Here is an 18,344-nt window from a genome sequence, read left to right as displayed (position 1 = left end):
GAGCATGCCGGTGCCTGCCGACAGCGTGCCGGTGCCCGCTGAGAGCGTGCCGGTGCCGGTCGAGCCGGCCGGTGCCCGGCGCTGGCGGCTGGAGTTCGGGTTGCAGGCCGCGGACGAGCCCGGCCTGCACGTCGACGCCGGGGAGGTCTGGCGGGCACCGCACGCACTCGGTGGCCTGGCTGGCCGGACGACCAGCCCGCAGGAGACGCTGCTCGCCGAGCTGGGCCGGGCCAGCCGACTCTGGCCGGACCTGGACGCCGCGTTGCGTACCGCCGCGCCGGAGGCGATGGAACTTGACGTCGACGGTGCCCACCGGTTCCTCAGCGCGGGTGCCCCGGTGCTGCACGCCGCCGGTTTCGGGGTGCTGCTGCCGTCCTGGTGGCAGCGTCCGTCGGCGCGACTGGGCGCCCGGTTGCGGGCCCGCAGCCGCACCGCACCGGGCACGGTGGGTGGTGCCGACGCCGGCGTCGGTCTGGACGCCCTGGTCGACTACCGCTGGGAGATCGCGCTCGGTGATCAGCCGCTGTCCGCCGAGGAGTTGGCGGCGCTGGCCGAGATGAAGACTCCGCTGGTGCGGCTGCGCGGCCGGTGGGTGGAGCTGGACCCGGGGCGGCTCGCCGCCGGCCTGCGCCTGCTCCGCTCCGCCGGTGAGCTGACCGTCGCGGACCTGCTCCGACTGGGGCTGGCCGACGGCGAGGCCACCGGGGCGTTGCCGGTGCTGGAGGTGACCGCCGACGGCGCGCTGGGTGACCTGCTCGCCGGCGCGGTCGAGCGACGGCTCACCCCGCTGGATCCGCCACCGAGCTTCCAGGGGACGCTGCGGCCGTACCAGCGGCGGGGGCTGGCCTGGCTGGCGTTCCTGCGCTCACTCGGCCTGGGCGGTGTCCTCGCCGACGACATGGGGCTGGGTAAGACGGTCCAGCTGCTCGCGCTGCTCGCCGGGGACCCGCCGGAGGCTGGCCCGACCCTGCTGGTCTGTCCGATGTCGCTGGTCGGCAACTGGCAGCGGGAGGCGGCACGGTTCACCCCGGAGCTGCGGGTGCACGTACACCATGGTGCCGAGCGGGCGCGGGGGGCGGAGTTCACCGCGGCCGCGCACGGCGCGGACCTGGTTCTCACCACCTACTCGGTGGCCGCCCGCGACGCCGCCGACCTGGCCGGCATCGACTGGCACCGGGTGGTGGTGGACGAGGCACAGGCGATCAAGAACGCGTCGACCCGGCAGGCCGAGGCGGTTCGCGCGCTGCCCGCCCGGCAACGGGTGGCGGTGACCGGTACGCCGGTGGAGAATCGCCTCGCGGACCTCTGGTCGATCATGCAGTTCGCCAACCCGGGCCTGCTCGGGCCGGCCGCGACGTTCCGCAAGCGGTTCGCCGAGCCGATCGAGCGGCACGGTGACGCGGAGGCCGCCGAGCGGCTCCGCCGGATCACCGGCCCGTTCGTGTTGCGCCGGCTCAAGACCGACTCGTCGATCATCTCGGACCTGCCGGAGAAGCTCGAGATGGAGGTGCTCTGCAACCTCACCGCCGAGCAGGCCGCGCTGTACCGGGTGGTGGTCGACGACATGCTCGCCCGGATCGAGACCAGCGACGGCATCGAGCGACGCGGCCTGGTGCTGGCCACCATGACGCGACTCAAGCAGGTCTGCAACCACCCCGCCCAGCTGCTGCGCGACGGCTCACCGTTGGAGGGCCGCTCCGGCAAGCTGGCCCGGCTCACCGAGATCCTGGAGGAGGTGTTGGCGGCGGGGGAGCGGGCGCTGCTGTTCACCCAGTACGCCGAGTTCGGTGCGATGTTGCGCGGTCACCTGTCGGCGCGGTTCGGCCGGGAGGTGCTGTTCCTGCACGGTGGCCTCGGCAAGGCCGAGCGGGACGCCCTGGTGCAGCGCTTCCAGTCGGCGCAGGGTCCGCCGCTGTTCGTGCTCTCCCTCAAGGCCGGTGGCACCGGGCTGACGCTGACCGCCGCCAACCACGTGGTGCATGTGGACCGGTGGTGGAACCCGGCGGTCGAGGACCAGGCCACCGACCGGGCGTTCCGGATCGGGCAGCGTCGGCGGGTACAGGTCCGCAAGTTCGTCTGCGCCGGCACTGTCGAGGAGAAAGTGGCCGCGCTGATCGCCGACAAGCGCAGCCTCGCCGAGCGGGTGGTCGGGACCGGCGAGCAGTGGATCACCGAGTTGTCCACCGGCCAGTTGCGGGACCTGTTCGCGCTGGAGGCCGGGGCGGTGGTGGAGTGAGCGAGCAAGACGGTGGCGTGAGCACCAACCGGTTCGCCGACTACGGGCGCCCCCGCCGGGTCGACGGGGGTCTGCGGGCGCGTAGCGCCCGGGGCGCGATCGGCCGGTCCTGGTGGTCGCGGCGTTTCCTGGAGGTGCTGGAGTCGTTCGCGCTCGGCACCCGGTTGACCCGGGGCCGGTCGTACGCACGGGCCGGTCAGGTGCTCACGCTCGACATCACACCCGGACGGGTCAGCGCGGTGGTGCAGGGCTCCCGGCCGCAGCCGTACCAGGTGTCGATCGCGCTGGAGCCGTTCCCGGCCGCGCTCTGGACCCGGATCGAGAACGAGCTGGCCGGGCAGGCGTTCTTCAGCGCCCGCCTGCTCGCCGGGGACCTCCCCGACGAGTTGGAGGAGCTGTTCGCCGCCGCCGGCGCGCCGCTCTTCCCGAGTGGCATCGACGAGCTGACCCAGCGCTGCAACTGCCCCGACTTCGCGGTGCCCTGCAAACACCTCGCGGCGACGTTCTATCTGCTGGCCGAGGCGTTCGACGCCGACCCGTTCGAGCTGCTGCACTGGCGCGGTCGGTCCCGCGCGGAGTTGCTCGACGAACTCCGCGCACGGCGGGTCGCGGCCACCGGTGCCACCCCGCCCCCGGTCGACGCGCCGTCCGAACCAGACGGTGCACTCCCGACGGTGGAGGTCGCGGCGCCGGTCGGCGCCGCACGGGCGCTGGCCGGACTGTCGGCGACCCCGCTGGCGGAGACGGCGGACCGGTTCTGGTCCCCGCCGGTGCCGCTGCCGGATCGTCCGCCCCGACTGGTGACCGGCACCGATCTGCTGCTGCGCCAGCTCGGAGCGCCGGCCCCGGCCATCGGTGGGCCAGGGCTGCTCGAACGGTTGCGCCGCGCGTACCGGGCTTTCGGCCCGGCCGACCGGTGAGTCGTCAGATCGAGCGGTCGAGCGGTCAGCGGTTGGGCCGTCACGTCCAGCGGCGGCGGAACCGCCACATGATGGCGGCGTTGGCCACCAGCACCACCGCGCAGATCGCACCGGTCAGTCGACCGGCGAACACGGCGATCGCCGGTAGCGACGCCCACAGCACGATGGTCAACAACATCAGGTAGCGGCCCCTGCGGGCCCGAACCCGGTGGTCCAGCTTCTTGAAGAAGGCCGGGTCACTTTCCCGGAGCTGACGGGTGATCTGGTCGAATCTGCGCTGATCCTCTTTGCTGAGCATGGCGCTGCCTTCCCCTCACGCGTTCAGCGGTTCGGCGGCATACCCGCTGCGGTGGCGGCTCACGCTCGCCCGTGGCTGCTACTTTTCCTCCACGTGAGGTCGCCTCATGTCCGGCTTACCCGAACCTTAAGTTTGCCTTTGGTGGTGAACGACGCCGAAAGTGTCGGGTACGCCGGTGTGGTCCGATCCGTGCTCGGCTGGCGCGCGTAACGCCCTGCTGGGAGGGTCTGCGGCGACGGCCGCCCCACCGCCCGCCGCCGCTGTCGCGCTGAGGGCTGTCTTAAGTGCCCTCAGGAGTGGGTTCCGGCCACCTTGAAGGGCCCTGGGGCCTTGGTTACTTTGCCGTAGCAACCCCCTCAGGCAACAGTCGCCGCACCTGCCGCACCTGCCCGGTAGCAGCTTTCGGCGCTCTTCAGAAATCGGGATTGGTACATGGCCGACCAGAATGTGCCACCACGTCGACCGCGGGACGACCGCGGTTGGGACGGACACCAGCACCACAGCGCTGACGGCTACGGCGACCCCAACACGCCCGCGCCCCACGGCTACGACTCGCACCACCCCTACCAGGGCGGCTACGCCGCGCAGGACGACCCGCGTGAGCAGTACGCCGGGCAGCCCGCCCCCGCCCCGCGCGGTCCCCAGTGGGTCGGCCCGGAGGGCCTGGGCCGCCCAGCCCTGGCGCGCCCGGCCGGCACCGGACTGCCCACTCTCGACGATGACGACGAGTCGGGTCGCAAGGTCGGCCGACGCAAGGCGATGGTGGCCCTCGGCGGTACCGCCGCTGTCGTCGCTGGTGGCGCGGCGCTCGCCATGACCCCGCAGTTCCGTGGCCTCTTCGGCGACGAGGCGGCGGCTGGCGACGCGACCGGCAGCACCGTGACCGATGGCACCGCGGCGCGGCCCAGTGGCCAGCAGCCCAGCACGGTGCGCACCTACACCGAGCAGAACGAGAGCTACATGGGCTCCCGGGCCGGTGAGGCGCTGAAGAAGAACGCGCCGAGCGGCGGACGGACCTTCTCCGGCCCGGCCGCGGCCGCGGCGGCGACCCAGGTGACCGTGAAGACGGTGCTGGCCAAGGACCCGATCCTGCACCTGGCCCGGCGCGCCACCTTCGGGGTGACCCCCGCGGTGGTCGCCGACATCAAGCGCGAGGGCATCGACGCCTGGATCCGCGCCCAGCTGGACCCGGACAAGCTGGAGCCGAGCAAGGCCGAGCTGAAGCTCGCCGAGCTGCCCACCCAGAAGCTCTCCGTGCAGCAGCTGCGCGACCAGCGGGACAAGCTCAACGAGCAGGACGCCCACCCGGAGCGGGAGATGGTCGACGCCACCATCGCCCGGCAGATCTGGTCCAAGCGCCAACTGTTCGAGGTGATGGTCGACTTCTGGAACGACTTCCTGCACGTCGCGGCGGACTTCGACGGCGGTGAGGTGTACCGCAACTCGTTCGACCAGGACGTCGTGCGCAAGCACGCGTTGGGCAGCTACCCGGAGATGCTGGTCGCCGCGAACAGGCACCCCGCGCTGCTGATCTATCTGAACCAGAAGGACTCCCGCAAGGACGCCATCAACGAGAACCTCGCCCGGGAGAACCTCGAGCTCTACTCGGTCGGTGTCGACGGCGGCTACAAGGAGCCGGACGTCCGGCAGGCCGCCATGCTGCAGACCGGCCGTGGGGTCCAGGACGGCAAGTACGTCTTCCGCCCCGAGCAGCACTACGTCGGCAAGGTGAAGATCCTCGGCTTCACCCACGCGAACAACTCGGCCGACCCGAAGAAGGCCGAAGCGGCGATCGACGCGTACATCACCTACATCGCGACGCACCCGTCGACCGCGAAGTACGTGGCGCAGAGCCTGGCGACCCGGTTCGTTTCGGACACCCCGCCGAAGTCCCTGGTGGACCGGCTGGCGAAGACGTACACCACCAACAAGGGCATGATCAAGCCGGTCCTGATGACGCTGTTCTGCTCGTCGGAGTTCTGGGCCGCCGTGGGCCAGAAGGTGCGTCGGCCGATGGAGTACCTGGCCGCCACGTACCGCACCCTGGGCGTCTCGCCGGAGGCGTCGCCGAAGCACAACAACGGCGACAGCAAGCGCACCCCGTACGCCCGGGGCCTGCGCCAGATCCAGGACAAGCTGCGTGAGCTGGGCCAGTCCCCGATGGGTCACCCGACCCCGGACGGCTACCCGGACGTCTACGTCGCCTGGACCTCGGCCGGCACCATGGTCAACGGCTGGAACGAGGCGGGGGAGATCCTCGCCGGCTACCGCACCACCTTCACGTACACGGCGCCGGAGAAGCTGGTCGCCAAGGCACCGGCGACCGCCGGGGCGTACGTGGACGCCCTCTCCCTGCGGTTGGTGGGCCAGAAGTTGACCACGCGGGAGAAGAACCTCATCCTCGGCGTGGCCGGTGTGCCGGCGACCGCCAAGGTCGACGCCACGTTCAACGGGGCCATCACCGCCGTCGCGCGGGCGATCCTCGCTTCCCCCCAGCACCACCTCCGGTGAGGCACCCGATGGAGAAGACTGTGTACAACTCTTTCCCCCTGCACCCCGAATGCCCCGACGTGCGCCGGCTGGCCGACAACCCGGCCGAGGCGTTGCTGCGCGCCGAGGCGGACATCGTCGCCGCCGAGAACGCCGTCGAGTTCGACCGGTACCGCACGCTGGAGAACCTGGAGGAGGCCCAGCAGGATGGTCGGGGCGTCACCCGGCGGACCTTCGTCGCCGGTGCCGCGGCCACCGCCACCGCGCTGGCCACCGCCCAGTTCGTCACCACGTCGGCGTCGTTCGCGGCGACCAAGACCGGCACCCTGATCCACGTCTTCCTCTACGGTGGGCTGGACGGTCTGAGCCTGATCGCGCCGGACAACGACGCGGTGCTCAACAAGGCCCGCCCCGACCTGCTGCTCGGCAACGACTCGCTGTCGCTGGGCCGCGGCTTCAAGCTGACCAGCGCGTTCAAGCCGTTGGAGAAGTGGCTCACGGCCGGTCAGCTGGGCTTCATCCCGGCGGTCTCCGACGAGCGCCTGTCCCGCAGCCACTTCCAGGCCGCGGACGCCTGCAACCTGGGCGGGCTGCCGAACGAGACCGGCGGCCGGGGCTGGCTGGACGGCCTGGTCGACAGCCTGGGCAAGGGCACCGCCTTCCGCAGTGTCGGCATCGGCAGCACGCTGCCGCGCTCGCTGGTCGGCAACAACGGCGCGCTGTCGCTGAACAACGTCGGGTCGCTGCGGCTCAACGGTGACGAGCGGTTCCGCGCCGCCACCGAGAAGGCCATCAAGGGGCTCTTCACCGGGATCAACCACCCGGTCGAGGAGGCCGTGCAGGAGGGCATGGGCGCGCTGGCCACCGCCCAGAAGCTCGCCGCCAAGCCGTACCAACCCGCCGAGGGCGTCAAGTACGAGGGTGTCGGCAACGCGTTCCAGCAACTCGCCCAGCTGATCAAGGGCGGTGCCAACGTCCGGGTCGCCACCGTCGGCATGGGGGGCTACGACACCCACGAGAACCAGGGCACCCGCGAGGGTGGCCAGCTGTACCGCCGGTTGAACGAGCTGGCCAGCGCGATGGCCGCCTTCTTCACCGACCTCGGCCCGCAGGCCGCCGACGTGACGATCATGGTGTCCAGCGAGTTCGGCCGTCGGGTCGGCTCCAACAGCGGCGGCACCGACCACGGGCACGGTGGGGTGGTCACCCTGCTCTCCGGCAAGAAGCTGGCCGGTTCGCTGCTCGGCACCTGGAACGGTCTGGACAAGCTGGATTCCGGCGACGTGCCGGAGTACAACAACATGTTCAACGTCTACGGCGCGGTGGCGCAGGGCCGGTTCGGGCTCACCAACGCGGAGGTCGACAAGGTCTTCCCCCGCCAGAAGTACGCCCCGATGAAGCTGTACGCGTGACGTATTCGCACACCCACGCCTCCGGCCGTCGTACCGGGACCCCGTCCCGGCACGGCGGCCGGTCGGCGGTACCCGTACCCCCGCAGCTGCCAGCCCGGCGCGGACCCGGCGGCCGACGGCTGCTGGGCGTGCTGCTCCTGGTCGGCCTGCTCGCCAGCGTGCTGCCGTGGTGGTTGGGCACCCCCGCCGGTTCGCTGCGCAGCACCGCGACCACCGTCACCGCGGCCGGCCGGATCACCGGCCTGGTCGCCGGCTACCTGCTGCTGGTGCAGGTGCTGATGATGAGCCGACTGTCGGTGCTGGAACGGTGGATCGGCGGCGAGCACATGGCCCGCTGGCACCGCGACATCGGTGCCACCCTGCTGGTCACCGTGCTGGCGCACATGTCGCTGATCCTGGTCGGCTACGCCGACCTGCGTAACCAGTCGATCCTCGCCGAGGTCGGCACGCTGCTCGGCGACTACGAGGACATGGTCTCGGCGTTCGTCGCCACCGGCATCATGATGCTCGTCGGGTTCAGCAGCATCCGGGCCATCCGGCGGGCGCTGCCCTACGAGCTGTGGCACCTGCTGCACCTGTCCAGTTACCTGATCCTGCTGCTCGGCTTCGGCCACCAGTTCGCCCACGGCGCGCAGCTGTACCGGCCCGGTCCGGTGCGCACCGGCTGGATCGCGCTCTACCTGCTGGTGGTCGCCGCCCTGCTCTGGGGCCGGGTGATCGCGCCACTGGCGTTCAACCTGCGCTACCGGCTGCGGGTCGCCGACGTGGTGGCCGAGAGCACCGACACGATCTCCATCTACCTCACCGGCGAGCGACTCGGCCGGCTGGCGATGCTCGGTGGCCAACACTTCCGCTGGCGGTTCCTCACCCGAGGCTGCTGGTGGCAGTCGCACCCGTTCTCCGTCTCCGCCGCCGCCAACGGCCGCTGGCTGCGGATCACCGTCAAGGTGGTCGGCACGCACACCGCCGACCTGCGCGACCTGGACCCGGGCACCCGGGTCTGGGCCGAAGGCCCGTCCGGCACCTTCACCGCGGCGCACCGACTTCGCGAGCGGGCGCTACTGATCGCCGGTGGCAGCGGCATCACGCCGATCCGGGCGATGCTGGAGGAGTTGCCGCCGGGTGCCGCGCTGATCTACCGGGCCCGCACACCGGCCGACGTGCTGCTCAGCCGCGAGTTGGACTGGCTGGCCCAGGAGCGCGACACCTCCGTCTGGTACGTCATCGGCTCCCGGAACGACCCCGGCCCCCGGCAGCTGATGAGCCCGGACGGGTTGCGTCAACTGGTGCCCGACGTGGCCCGGCGCGACGTCTACCTGTGCGGGCCGCCCGGGTTGGTGGAACAGTCGGTGCGTGCGCTGCGCCGGGCCGGTGTGCCCCGACGGCAGATCCACCTGGCCACGTTCGAGCTGTAGGAAGGGCATTCCCATGCGTCGCGCGTTCCTCGCGATCACCGGCCTGGCCGCCAGCACCACCGCGCTGGTGGTGCTCAAGGGCTCGCCGGGCGCCACCCAGGTCGCCCAGAACCTGCCGACCGCCCAGCCGGTCAACCCCACCCCGCAGGGCGTCGACCCCAACGCCGACCCGGCGAACGACGCGCCGACGCCGTCGGTCGCGCCCAGCGCGCCGACGTCGGCCAAACCCAGCAAGACCACCGCCCGGCCGTCCGGCACCCGCACCACCACGAAAGCGCCGTCCGCACCCCGGACCACCACCAAGGCGGCGCAGCCGACCAACCGCCGGGTCACCGGCAACGGCTTCGAGAACGAGTACGGGTACGTGCAGGTGCAGATCGTCGTCTCGGGTAACCGGATCGTCGAGGCCGTCGCGCTGTCGCTGCCCAGCGGGGGTGAATCGGACATCCACAGCGGCGACGTCCGCAACCGCTACGACGGCAGCGGCGGTGAGGTGGTGCAGAAGCAGAACGCGAACCTCAACACCGTCTCCGGGGCCACCGAGACCAGCAACTCCTACAAGCAGTCGCTGCGGTCCGCCATCGAGCAGGCGTTCTGACGTGCGGGCCACGCTGACCCGACCGGGGCTGTGCCGGGTCGAACAGATCATGGGTACGGCGATCACCCTGGACCTCGCCGACGACCTGCCGCCGGCGACCCTGCGCGACCTGGCGGATGAGGTCTTCGCCTGGATGCACGAGGTGGACGCCCGGTTCAGCACGTACAAGCCGGACAGCGAGGTGCGCCGCTTCGACCGGGGAGAGGTGCTGCTCTCCGAGGCGTCCGCGGACCTGCGGTACGTGCTGGAGACCTGCGCCGACCTGTGGGGCCTCACCGACGGGTTCTTCGACGCGTACGCCACCGGTCGGCTCGACCCGTCCGCCTTCGTGAAGGGCTGGGCGGCCCAGGTCGCCTCGGACCGGCTGCTCGCCGCCGGTGCCGTCAACCACTGCGTGAACGCCGGCGGTGACGTACGGGTGCGGGGGCTGTCGCCGTCCGGGGAGCCGTGGCGCATCGGCATCCGGCACCCGTGGGACGCGATGGCGACCTGCCTGGTGCTCACCGGGACCGACCTGGCCGTGGCCACGTCCGGCGTCTACGAGCGGGGCCGGCACGTGCTGGACCCCCGCCGGGGCGCACCGGCCAGCGGGCTACGCTCCGTCACCGTGGTCGGCACCGACCTCGGGGTGGCCGATGCGTACGCCACCGCCGCCCTGGCCATGGGCACCCCCGGCCTAGGCTGGCTGGCCCGCCTGGACGACCACACCCACGCGGCGATAACCGACCACGCCCGCCAGTACCAGTCCGTCGACCTCCCCCTGACCGACTAACCCCGCCCCCGCGCCCCGACACCCCCGCACCCCCGCCCGCCCGCGCCCTCGCCCCCGCCCCCGCCCCGCGATCTTGCAGTTTGTGTTGCTCTTTTGTCCGCTGATGCGGAGATTGCCGCGACAGAAAGTGCAAGATCGCGGAGGGTCGGGCGGGAGGGTCGGGGCGGGAAGGGCCGCGCGGGGAGGGTCGGGCGGGGAGGGTCGGGCGGGGAGGGCCGGGCGGGGCGGGAAGGGCTGCGGCGGGGCTAGCGGAGGGGGCGGTGGGTGCCAGCTGGGCGGGAGCCGGTGGGGCGGGGGCGACCGGGGCGGGAGCCGGACGGTCGGGTGCCGGCCCAGCGGTGCCGTGGGTGGCTGCGCCGGGGCGGCTCGGTGCCGCCGGGATGCGACGCTCTGTCGTTGGTGGACATCGTTCCCCCGTTCGTGGCGCGCGTTCGCGCTGTCTCCCTGTCAACGAGGACCGGCGCCCCGGCGACGCTGTCGGGCACCGGGTGGAATCGTCGACGGGACTTTGTCTCACATGCCTCGTCGAGGCAGCGGCAGGTGACCGGGGAGCAGGTCGGGGGCGAGGGTCACCCCGGTGGCCCGCAGCGCCCCGATCAACGTGTTCTGTACGAGGTACGAATCCGGAAGTTGCCAGCGGGCCTGCTCCGGGGCGACCGCCCAGCGGACCGTGCCCTCCGGCAGCCGGGTGGGCGGCGCGGGGATCCACGAGCCCGGCCCGTGTCGGACCACGTGGAAGCAGTGCTCCAACTCCGGCCGGAGCGGATCGCCGGGGCGGACCAGGAACATCCACCGCCCGGTGGGGGTGACCAGCACCGGCCCACGTACGCCGGTGCCGGCCGGGTGGATCTGGACCGCGTCGAGCACGTGCCGGCCGAGGTGGGCGGGCACCTCCAGCACGTCGAAGGCCCGGCCGGTGGGCAGCAGCACCCCGTGTGGTCGGCTTCGCCACCAGGTGGCCACCCGGGCCGGGTCGGCGCTGGCGGCCAGTTCCCAGTTCTCCAGGGCGGGGTGGCAGCCCACGGTGGGACAGCCGGCCCGGCCGCAGACGAAGCGGCTGCGGGCGAGGCAAGCGCCCGGGGTGACCTCCCAGCCGTGTGCGGCGTACCGGATGGCGACCCGGCGCAGCCGGACTCGTTCCAGCGGCGACAGTTCGGCAACGCGCGGTCCCACGTTCCCCCACATGTGTGCCAGCTCCTCCCGTCGGGCCCGGCGTTCGCCAGGTCGCATGTCGAGCACCGTCACTGCCGTAACCCACGATCGTTGAGGTTGACGAACGGCTCGTGCAACTTGCACGAAAAGTACGAGGACTAGCTGTACGGCTGACGTACATCCTGTGCGACCAGCGAAAATCTGAAAGCGAACGGCAGCCGCCGCACCCGCGGACATCGCCCCGACTCGATTGGTTGTCGGTGGCAGGGGAGGATGGGGAGATGGACGAGCTACCCATAGGGCGGCGAGTGGCCTATTGGCGGGGGCGACGCAAGATGTCGCAGCAGGTCTTCGCGGACCGGCTGGGCAAGTCCAAGAGCTGGGTGGACAAGGTCGAACGCGGCGTCCGTCGGTTGGACAAGTTCTCCGTCCTCTACGAGATCGCCGACATCCTGCAGGTGGATGTGCAACTTCTCCTGGGCAAGGACCCGGAGCGCCGTACCGACGCGCTGAACTGCATCGACCAGGTCGAAGTGCAGGAGATCCGGGCGGCGCTGGAACGCTACGACTCGATGAGCGCGTACTTCGACGCGGCGCCGTATCCGCCGCCGCTGGACGACATGCGCAAGGCGGTCAACCACGCCTGGCTCACCTACCAGTACGGCCGCTACGGGATGCTCACCCGGGCGCTGCCCAAGCTCCTGCGCGACGCCCAGGCGGCCGACGCCGCCTATGGCGGGGAGCAGGCCGCCGAGGCGGCTCACCTGCTCGGGCAGGTCTACCAGATCGCCTCCTCCGTGCTGCGCAAGCTCGGCGAGTGCGAGTTGGCCTGGTTGGCCGCCGACCGGTCGATGGCGGTGGCTCAGCGGGCCGACGACCCGCTGCTGGCCGGGATCGCCACCACCCGGGTGTGCAACGCCCTGGTCGCGATGGGTCGGGCCCGGCCCGCGCTGGAGCTGAACGTCCAGATCGCCAACCGGCTGGCGCCCGGTGGGAGCAACGAGGTCTCTCCGGCCCGGCTCTCCGTCTACGGGATGCTGCTGCTCCAGGGTGCGATGGCCGCGTCCCGCATCGGTGACTCGGCCAGCGTCGACGACCTGATCAGCTGCGCGCAGGAGGCCGCCGACCTGCTCGGGGGCGACCACAACCACTACTGGACGTCGTTCGGCCCGACCAATGTCGAGCTGCACCGGGCCGCCGCCGCGGTGGAGCTCGGCGATGGGGGCCGGGCCGTGGAGGTGCACCAGCTGCGCATCGCGGAGCCCTCCTTCAACGCGCTGCTGCCCGAACGTCGCGCCCACCACCTGCTCGACATCGCCCGCGGGTACGCCCAGATGGGCGACGTGGCCAACGCCGGCGAGATGCTGCTGCTCGGTGATCGACTCGCCCCGTCGGAGATCCGCTGCCGACCGATCGCGCACGAGGTGATGTCCGACATCCTCCGTCGCACACGTGGTGCGCCGCCTTCTCCGGTAGCGGAGTTGGCTGAGCACATGGGAGTAGGGGTATGAGCGCGGAGCCGGTGTGATGGCCGGTGCAACGCGCAGCAGTGGGCACCGCGAGGTGCTCTACGTCATCGCCTGCGGTTCGCCGCTGGCACGGCACGTCGGTCGTCTGGTCGACCTCGCCCAACAGGATGGTTGGGACGTCTGCGTGGTCACCACGCCGGACGGCGCGAAGTTCGTCGACCAGTCGGCCCTGATTCGACAGACCGGCCACCCGGTGCGGACGCACTACAAGAATCCCGGTGACCCGGACGTGTTGCCGCCCGCCGACGCCATGATCGTCTGCCCGGCCACCGTCAACACGGTCAACAAGTGGGCCGCCGGGATCACCGACACCCTGGCACTCGGGCTGCTGGTCGAGGCCCAGGGCAAGGGCGTCCCCATCGTGGCGGTGCCGTACACCAATGTGGCGATGGCCTGCCACCCGGCTTTTCGGGCCGGGGTGGCGCGGTTGGCCGAGTGGGGCGTCACGGTGCTCTTCGGTGACGACGTGATCGCCCTGCACCCGCCCGGAACGGGGGAACAGCACCTACACGCCTTCCCCTGGGCGATGCCGCTGGCGGCGCTGCGCCCGGTCTCCTGGAGCGCCGCCTAGCGCGTACGGCAGACCTTCCGCCCACCCGGCCGGGCCGGGTGTCACCGTCCGGCGGCCTCCACGCCGGTAAGCTGGCCCGCCGTGAGCACAAGCGGATCCGCCCCGACCGTGGCCGACGTGGTGGCCGAGCTGGAACGGCGTTTTCCGCCGGTCTGGGCGGAGGAGTGGGACCGGGTGGGCCTGGTGCTGGGCGAGCTGGCCACCCCGGTCCGCCGGGTGCTCTGCGTGGTCGACGTGGTGCCCGAGACGGTCGCCGAAGCGCTGGCCGCCGACGCGGACATGATCGTCTCGCATCACCCGTTGCTGCTGCGCGGGGTGTCGTCGGTCGCGGCGACGACCTTCAAGGGGCGGATCATCCACCAGCTGATCCGGGCCGGGGTGGCGCTCTACGCGGCGCACACCAACGCCGACGTCGCCTCCCCGGGCGTCTCCGACGCCCTCGCCGCCCGTTTCGGGCTCACCGGGCTGCGCCCACTCCAGCGGCCCGCGCCCGGCTCGCCCGCCCACGGCGACGACCGCGGTTTCGGCCGGATCGGTGAGTTGCCCGAGCCGATGGCCCTCGCCGAGTTGGCCCGGCACGCCGCCGCCGTGCTCCCCGTCACGTCCTGGGGAGTTCGCGCGGCGGGGGATCCCGGGCGTATGGTTCGTACCCTCGCCGTCAGCGGCGGGTCGGGGGACAGCTTCCTCGGCGCCGCGACCGCCGCCGGGGTGGACGCGTTCCTCACCGCCGACCTGCGGCACCACCCGGCCGGCGAGCACCTCGCCGCCGATGGTCCCGCCCTGATCGACGTCGCCCACTGGGCGACCGAACGACCGTGGCTGGACGACCTGGCCGCCTTCCTCCGGGAGGCGCTGGGCGTCGAGACGCTGGTGTCCGACCTGGACACCGACCCGTGGACCGTGCACGCCGCCGCACCCGTTGTGGACGACAAGGAGCCCGACCGTGAAGGCTGACCCTCAGGTGCAGCGCCGCCTGCTCGACCTCCAGGCGATCGACACCAACCTCGCCCAGCTCGCCCACCGTCGGCGGTCGCTGCCCGAGCGGGCCGAGCTGGAGTCGCTGGCCCGGGAGTTGTCGTCGATGGAGGACGAGCGGGTACGCGCCCAGGTGGCGGTCGACGACCTGGACCGGGACATCGCCCGGTTGGAGAAGGACGTCGAGCAGGTCCGGGCCCGCAAGGAGAAGGACGAGAACCGGCTGGCCGCCGGCACCGGTCCCGCCCGCGAGCTGGAGGCGCTCCAGCACGAGCTGGTCTCGCTGAAGCGCCGCCAGGGCGACCTGGAGGACGCCGAGCTGGAGCTGATGGAGCAGCGGGAGACCGCGCAGGGCGTCCTGGACGGCGTGGAGCAGCGGCTGGCCGAGACCCGCGACAAGCGGGCCGCGACCGAGCAGCGCCGCGACGAGGCGCTGGCCGAGATCGCCAAGGAGGAGGAGTTCAAGCGGGGCGCCCGGCAGCCGCTCGCCGCCGACCTCCCGAGCGACCTGGTCAACCTCTACGACAAGATCCGCGAGGACACCGGGCTGGGTGCCGCGCTGCTCACCGCGGGCCGGTGCGGCGGGTGCCGCCTGGAGCTCTCCGGTGCCGACCTGGCCCGGATCCGCAAGGCCGCCCCCGACGACGTGGTCCGCTGCGAGGACTGCCGACGGATCATGGTCCGCACCAACGAGTCGGGTCTGTAGGTCGTGGCGCCGCGCGTGGTCTCCGTCGAGGCCGACGGTGGGTCCCGGGGCAATCCCGGCCCCGCCGGCTACGGCGCGGTGGTGCGCGACCCGGAGACCGGCGAGGTGCTCGCCGAACGCTCCGAGTCGCTCGGCACGGCCACCAACAACGTCGCCGAGTACCAGGGTTTGATCGCCGGGCTGACCGCCGCCGCCGAACTGGGCGCCGCCGAGGTGGACGTCCGGATGGACTCCAAGCTGGTCGTCGAGCAGATGTGCGGCCGATGGCAGATCAAGCACCCCGGTCTGCGCCCCCTCGCCGCCCAGGCCGCCGCGCTGGTGGGCCGGTTCGCTGCGGTCCGGTTCAGCTGGATCCCGCGCGAGCAGAACCGGCACGCCGACGCGCTCGCCAACGCCGCCATGGACGCCGCCACCGGCCGCCCTACGACACCTGCGGCCACCGGCCGCCCCGCGACGGCTGTGGCCACCGGCGAACCGACGGCGACCGGCAGCGACCCGGCTACCGCGCCGGCCTCCTGGGAGCCGCGGCCGAGCTTCACCGCCACCCGGCTGATCCTGGTCCGGCACGGCGAGACCGCGTACACCGAGCAGCGGCGCTACTCCGGGCGCGGCGACGTGCCGCTCTCCGAGCGCGGCCGGGCCCAGGCCCGCGCCACCGCCGCCCGGGTGGCCGAGCTGGCCCCGTCCGTCGCGGCCGTGCTCAGCTCACCGCTCTCCCGGTGTACGGCCACCGCGGCGTCGATCGCCGGGGCGCTTGGCGACGTGCCGGTCCGCACCGAGGATGACCTGATCGAGTGCGACTTCGGCCAGTGGGAGGGGCGTACCTTCGCCGAGGTGCGCGAGCAGTGGCCGGGGCAGATGGACGCCTGGCTCGCCTCACCCCGGATCGCGCCGCCGGGCGGGGAGTCGTTCACCCACGTCGCCGAACGCGCGCACCGGGTCATCGCCGGGCTGCTCACCGCGTACCCCGGTGAGACCGTGGTGGTCGTCTCGCACGTCTCGCCGATCAAGCTGGTGCTGCGCGACGCCCTCGCGGCCGGCGACGGCTTCCTGCACCGGCTCTTCCTGGACGCGGCCGGCATCTCGGTGCTCGACATGTGGCCCGACGGCGGGGTGGCCGTGCGGACGGTCAACGACACCGCGCACCTCTCCACGATCGACTGAGCCGGCCACCTTTCGGCTGGTGGACCGCGCCGTTCGGCGCAGCCGGCCAGCCGTTCGGCGCAGCACCCTCCGAACGGGTCGCGTGACGGCCATCACAGAGTCGTAGCCTCCGGCCGTTACAGCGAATGCCTCGACTCCCCGGAGGTGTGTCAGATGGCTGCACCCGAACCGGAGGCGCCCAGCACGGCGCCGGCCAGGGCGAAGGACCACAGCCCCTGGAACTGGTTGCTCTTCATCCCCATCGTGGTGCCGCTGATCCCGGCCTTCTTCAATGGCGACTCGCCCCGGGTCTTCGGCTTCCCGCGTTTCTACTGGCTGCAGCTGGCCTTCATCCTGCTCGGCGTCGGCACCACCACGCTGGTGTACCAGATGACGAAGAAGCGGGGAGGCCGCTGATGTGGCGTGACCATCTCACCGAGATCATCGTCTTCACGTTCCTCTTCCTGCTGGTGAGCGTGATGGGCTTCGTGGCCGCCCGGTGGCGGGCACCGAAGGACATGGCGCACCTGGACGAGTGGGGGTTGGGTGGGCGCAGCTTCGGCGGCTGGATCACCTGGTTCCTGGTCGGCGGTGACCTCTACACCGCGTACACCTTCGTGGCGGTGCCGGCGCTGATGTTCGGTGCCGGTGCGGCCGGGTTCTTCGCCGTGCCGTACACCATCGTCATCTACCCGCTGGTCTTCCTGGTGCTGGTGCGGCTCTGGTCGGTGTCGCACCGGCACGGGTTCGTCACGCCGGCCGACTTCGTCCGCAACCGGTTCGACTCGCCGGTGCTGGCGCTGCTGATCGCGATCACCGGCATCGTCGCCACCATGCCGTACATCGCGTTGCAGTTGGTCGGCATCGAGGCGGTGCTCAAGACGATGGGCGTCACCGGCGACAACGCGCTGGCCCGGCACCTGCCGATCATCATCGCGTTCGCCATCCTGGCCGCCTACACGTACCAGTCGGGGCTGCGCGCGCCCGCGCTGATCGCGTTCGTCAAGGACAGCCTGATCTACATCGTCATCCTGGTGGCGATCGTCTACCTGCCGTACAAGCTGGGCGGTTGGGGTGACATCTTCGCCGCCGCGGACGCGAAGTTCGACGCCTCACCCAACCCGAACGACGGCATCCTGCTCAACGGCAACAACCAGCTTCAGTACGTGACGTTGGCGTTCGGCTCGGCGTTGGCGCTCTTCCTCTACCCGCACAGCATCACCGGTGTGCTGGCCAGCAAGAACCGCGACGTAATCAAGCGGAACATGTCGGCGCTGCCCGCGTACAGCCTGCTGCTCGGGTTGATCGCGCTGCTCGGTTACATGGCCATCGCGGCCGGGGTGAAGCCGCTGCCCGGGGCGTCAGCCGGCAGTGTGGACAACAACACCGTCGTGCCGCTGCTGTTCGACCAGCAGTTCCCGGACTGGTTCGCCGGTGTCGCGTACGCGGCGATCGGCATCGGCGCGCTGGTGCCCGCTGCGATCATGTCGATCGCGGCGGCGAACCTGTTCACCCGCAACATCTACAAGGAGTACCTGAAGCGGGACGCCTCCCCGGCCCAGGAGGCGAACGTCTCGAAGATCACCTCGCTGGTGGTGAAGGTCGGCGCGGTGGCCTGCATCGTGTTCCTCGATCCGCAGTTCTCCATCGACCTCCAGCTGATCGGCGGCGTGATCATCCTCCAGACGCTGCCGGCGGTGGCGCTGGGCCTCTACACCCGCTGGTTCCACCGCACCGGCCTGATCGTCGGCTGGGCGGTCGGCATGGGCCTGGGCATGTGGATGCTCTACCAGGTCGCCAGCCCGACCCGGAAGCACTTCGGTGGCTCGGCGTTCCCGCTGTCGGAGTTCGGGTTCGACACCACTCGGACGATCTACGTCGGCATCGTGGCGGTGGTGGTCAACCTCGCCGTGGCGGCGCTGGTGACACTGGCGCTGCGGGCCGCAAAGGTCGACGAGGGGGTCGACGGCACCGAGCCGGACGACTACTTCGCCGACGAGGGCGACCCCCGGGTCACCCCGGGCGCCGAGCGCGACGCCGACTCGGCCCGCGAACCAGTCGCCTGACCTCGGGTACGCGCCCGGGCACCGACGTGAGTCGGCGCCCGGGCGCACTCGCCATCTCCCG

Annotated in this window: 15 protein-coding genes and 1 pseudogene; 14 read left to right on the top strand and 2 right to left on the bottom strand. The window is 71.6% G+C overall.

The genetic code is table 11. The features are described 5' to 3' along the window. Positions 1–64: 64 nt before the first annotated feature. Together ACIBF8_RS13080 and ACIBF8_RS13075 are read left to right on the top strand one after the other, a co-directional pair. Positions 65–2,236 (top strand): annotated as a pseudogene (locus ACIBF8_RS13080) (DEAD/DEAH box helicase); the annotation flags it as partial. Further along, a complete protein-coding gene (locus ACIBF8_RS13075) occupies positions 2,233–3,156 on the top strand; it encodes an SWIM zinc finger family protein (protein WP_396782891.1) in 924 nt (307 codons plus the stop codon). The pseudogene ACIBF8_RS13080 and the gene ACIBF8_RS13075, both read left to right, overlap by 4 nt. A gap of 40 nt (positions 3,157–3,196) precedes the next feature. Here ACIBF8_RS13075 and ACIBF8_RS13070 read toward each other — a convergent pair whose 3' ends face one another. Further along, positions 3,197–3,454, bottom strand: coding sequence for a DUF3040 domain-containing protein (locus ACIBF8_RS13070; RefSeq protein ID WP_030330224.1), 258 nt, complete (start codon positions 3,452–3,454; stop codon positions 3,197–3,199). 432 nt (positions 3,455–3,886) lie between these two features. Here ACIBF8_RS13070 and ACIBF8_RS13065 point away from each other — a divergent pair, with 432 nt between their 5' ends. Genes ACIBF8_RS13065 through ACIBF8_RS13045 form a run of 5 tightly spaced genes read left to right on the top strand, consistent with a single transcriptional unit; the run spans position 3,887 to position 10,141 of the window. Then, positions 3,887–5,965 (top strand): DUF1800 domain-containing protein, encoded by a 2,079-nt coding sequence (locus ACIBF8_RS13065; protein ID WP_396782890.1) that lies wholly within the window; start codon positions 3,887–3,889, stop codon positions 5,963–5,965. A gap of 8 nt (positions 5,966–5,973) precedes the next feature. Further along, on the top strand, positions 5,974–7,356 hold the full coding sequence (locus tag ACIBF8_RS13060; protein WP_396782889.1) for a DUF1501 domain-containing protein: 1,383 nt from the start codon (positions 5,974–5,976) through the stop codon (positions 7,354–7,356). Then, complete coding sequence (locus ACIBF8_RS13055; RefSeq protein ID WP_396782888.1) at positions 7,353–8,771, top strand: ferric reductase-like transmembrane domain-containing protein; 1,419 nt, start codon at positions 7,353–7,355, stop codon at positions 8,769–8,771. The genes ACIBF8_RS13060 and ACIBF8_RS13055 overlap by 4 nt, the downstream gene beginning before the upstream one ends. Before the next feature lie 13 nt (positions 8,772–8,784). Then, the gene (locus ACIBF8_RS13050; RefSeq protein ID WP_396782886.1) at positions 8,785–9,369 is read left to right on the top strand and encodes an FMN-binding protein; all 585 of its coding nucleotides are present in this window, start codon (positions 8,785–8,787) and stop codon (positions 9,367–9,369) included. Positions 9,370–9,418: 49 nt separating this feature from the next. Continuing rightward, on the top strand, positions 9,419–10,141 hold the full coding sequence (locus ACIBF8_RS13045; RefSeq protein WP_396783116.1) for an FAD:protein FMN transferase: 723 nt from the start codon (positions 9,419–9,421) through the stop codon (positions 10,139–10,141). Between the two features lie 513 nt (positions 10,142–10,654). On the opposite strand, the gene ACIBF8_RS13040 is transcribed toward ACIBF8_RS13045, so the two are convergent. Then, complete coding sequence (locus tag ACIBF8_RS13040; RefSeq protein WP_030488793.1) at positions 10,655–11,326, bottom strand: bifunctional DNA primase/polymerase; 672 nt, start codon at positions 11,324–11,326, stop codon at positions 10,655–10,657. Positions 11,327–11,574: 248 nt separating this feature from the next. Here ACIBF8_RS13040 and ACIBF8_RS13035 point away from each other — a divergent pair, with 248 nt between their 5' ends. From ACIBF8_RS13035 to mctP, 7 genes are all read left to right on the top strand, one after another. Beyond that, on the top strand, positions 11,575–12,804 hold the full coding sequence (locus ACIBF8_RS13035) for a helix-turn-helix domain-containing protein (RefSeq protein ID WP_396782885.1): 1,230 nt from the start codon (positions 11,575–11,577) through the stop codon (positions 12,802–12,804). A 16-nt stretch (positions 12,805–12,820) separates the two neighbouring features. After that, positions 12,821–13,393, top strand: coding sequence for a flavoprotein (locus tag ACIBF8_RS13030; RefSeq protein ID WP_396782884.1), 573 nt, complete (start codon positions 12,821–12,823; stop codon positions 13,391–13,393). 117 nt (positions 13,394–13,510) lie between these two features. After that, complete coding sequence (locus ACIBF8_RS13025; protein ID WP_396783114.1) at positions 13,511–14,347, top strand: Nif3-like dinuclear metal center hexameric protein; 837 nt, start codon at positions 13,511–13,513, stop codon at positions 14,345–14,347. Beyond that, positions 14,337–15,074: a zinc ribbon domain-containing protein gene (locus tag ACIBF8_RS13020; protein ID WP_396782883.1), complete on the top strand. Its 738-nt coding sequence runs from the start codon at positions 14,337–14,339 to the stop codon at positions 15,072–15,074. Before ACIBF8_RS13025 ends, ACIBF8_RS13020 begins: the two co-directional genes overlap by 11 nt. Positions 15,075–15,077: 3 nt before the next feature. Beyond that, on the top strand, positions 15,078–16,238 hold the full coding sequence (locus tag ACIBF8_RS13015) for a bifunctional RNase H/acid phosphatase (protein WP_396782881.1): 1,161 nt from the start codon (positions 15,078–15,080) through the stop codon (positions 16,236–16,238). Positions 16,239–16,391: 153 nt separating this feature from the next. Further along, positions 16,392–16,634, top strand: coding sequence for a DUF3311 domain-containing protein (locus ACIBF8_RS13010; RefSeq protein WP_396782880.1), 243 nt, complete (start codon positions 16,392–16,394; stop codon positions 16,632–16,634). Next, positions 16,634–18,283 carry a monocarboxylate uptake permease MctP gene (gene mctP / locus ACIBF8_RS13005; protein WP_396782879.1) on the top strand — a complete coding sequence of 550 codons (1,650 nt, stop codon included), beginning with the start codon at positions 16,634–16,636 and terminating at the stop codon, positions 18,281–18,283. Before ACIBF8_RS13010 ends, mctP begins: the two co-directional genes overlap by 1 nt. Positions 18,284–18,344 lie beyond the last annotated feature (61 nt).

The sequence above is a fragment of the Micromonospora sp. NPDC050276 genome, from assembly GCF_044459545.1.
Taxonomy (GTDB): Bacteria; Actinomycetota; Actinomycetes; order Mycobacteriales; family Micromonosporaceae; genus Micromonospora.
This window is presented reverse-complemented; position numbering and strand designations above follow the sequence as displayed.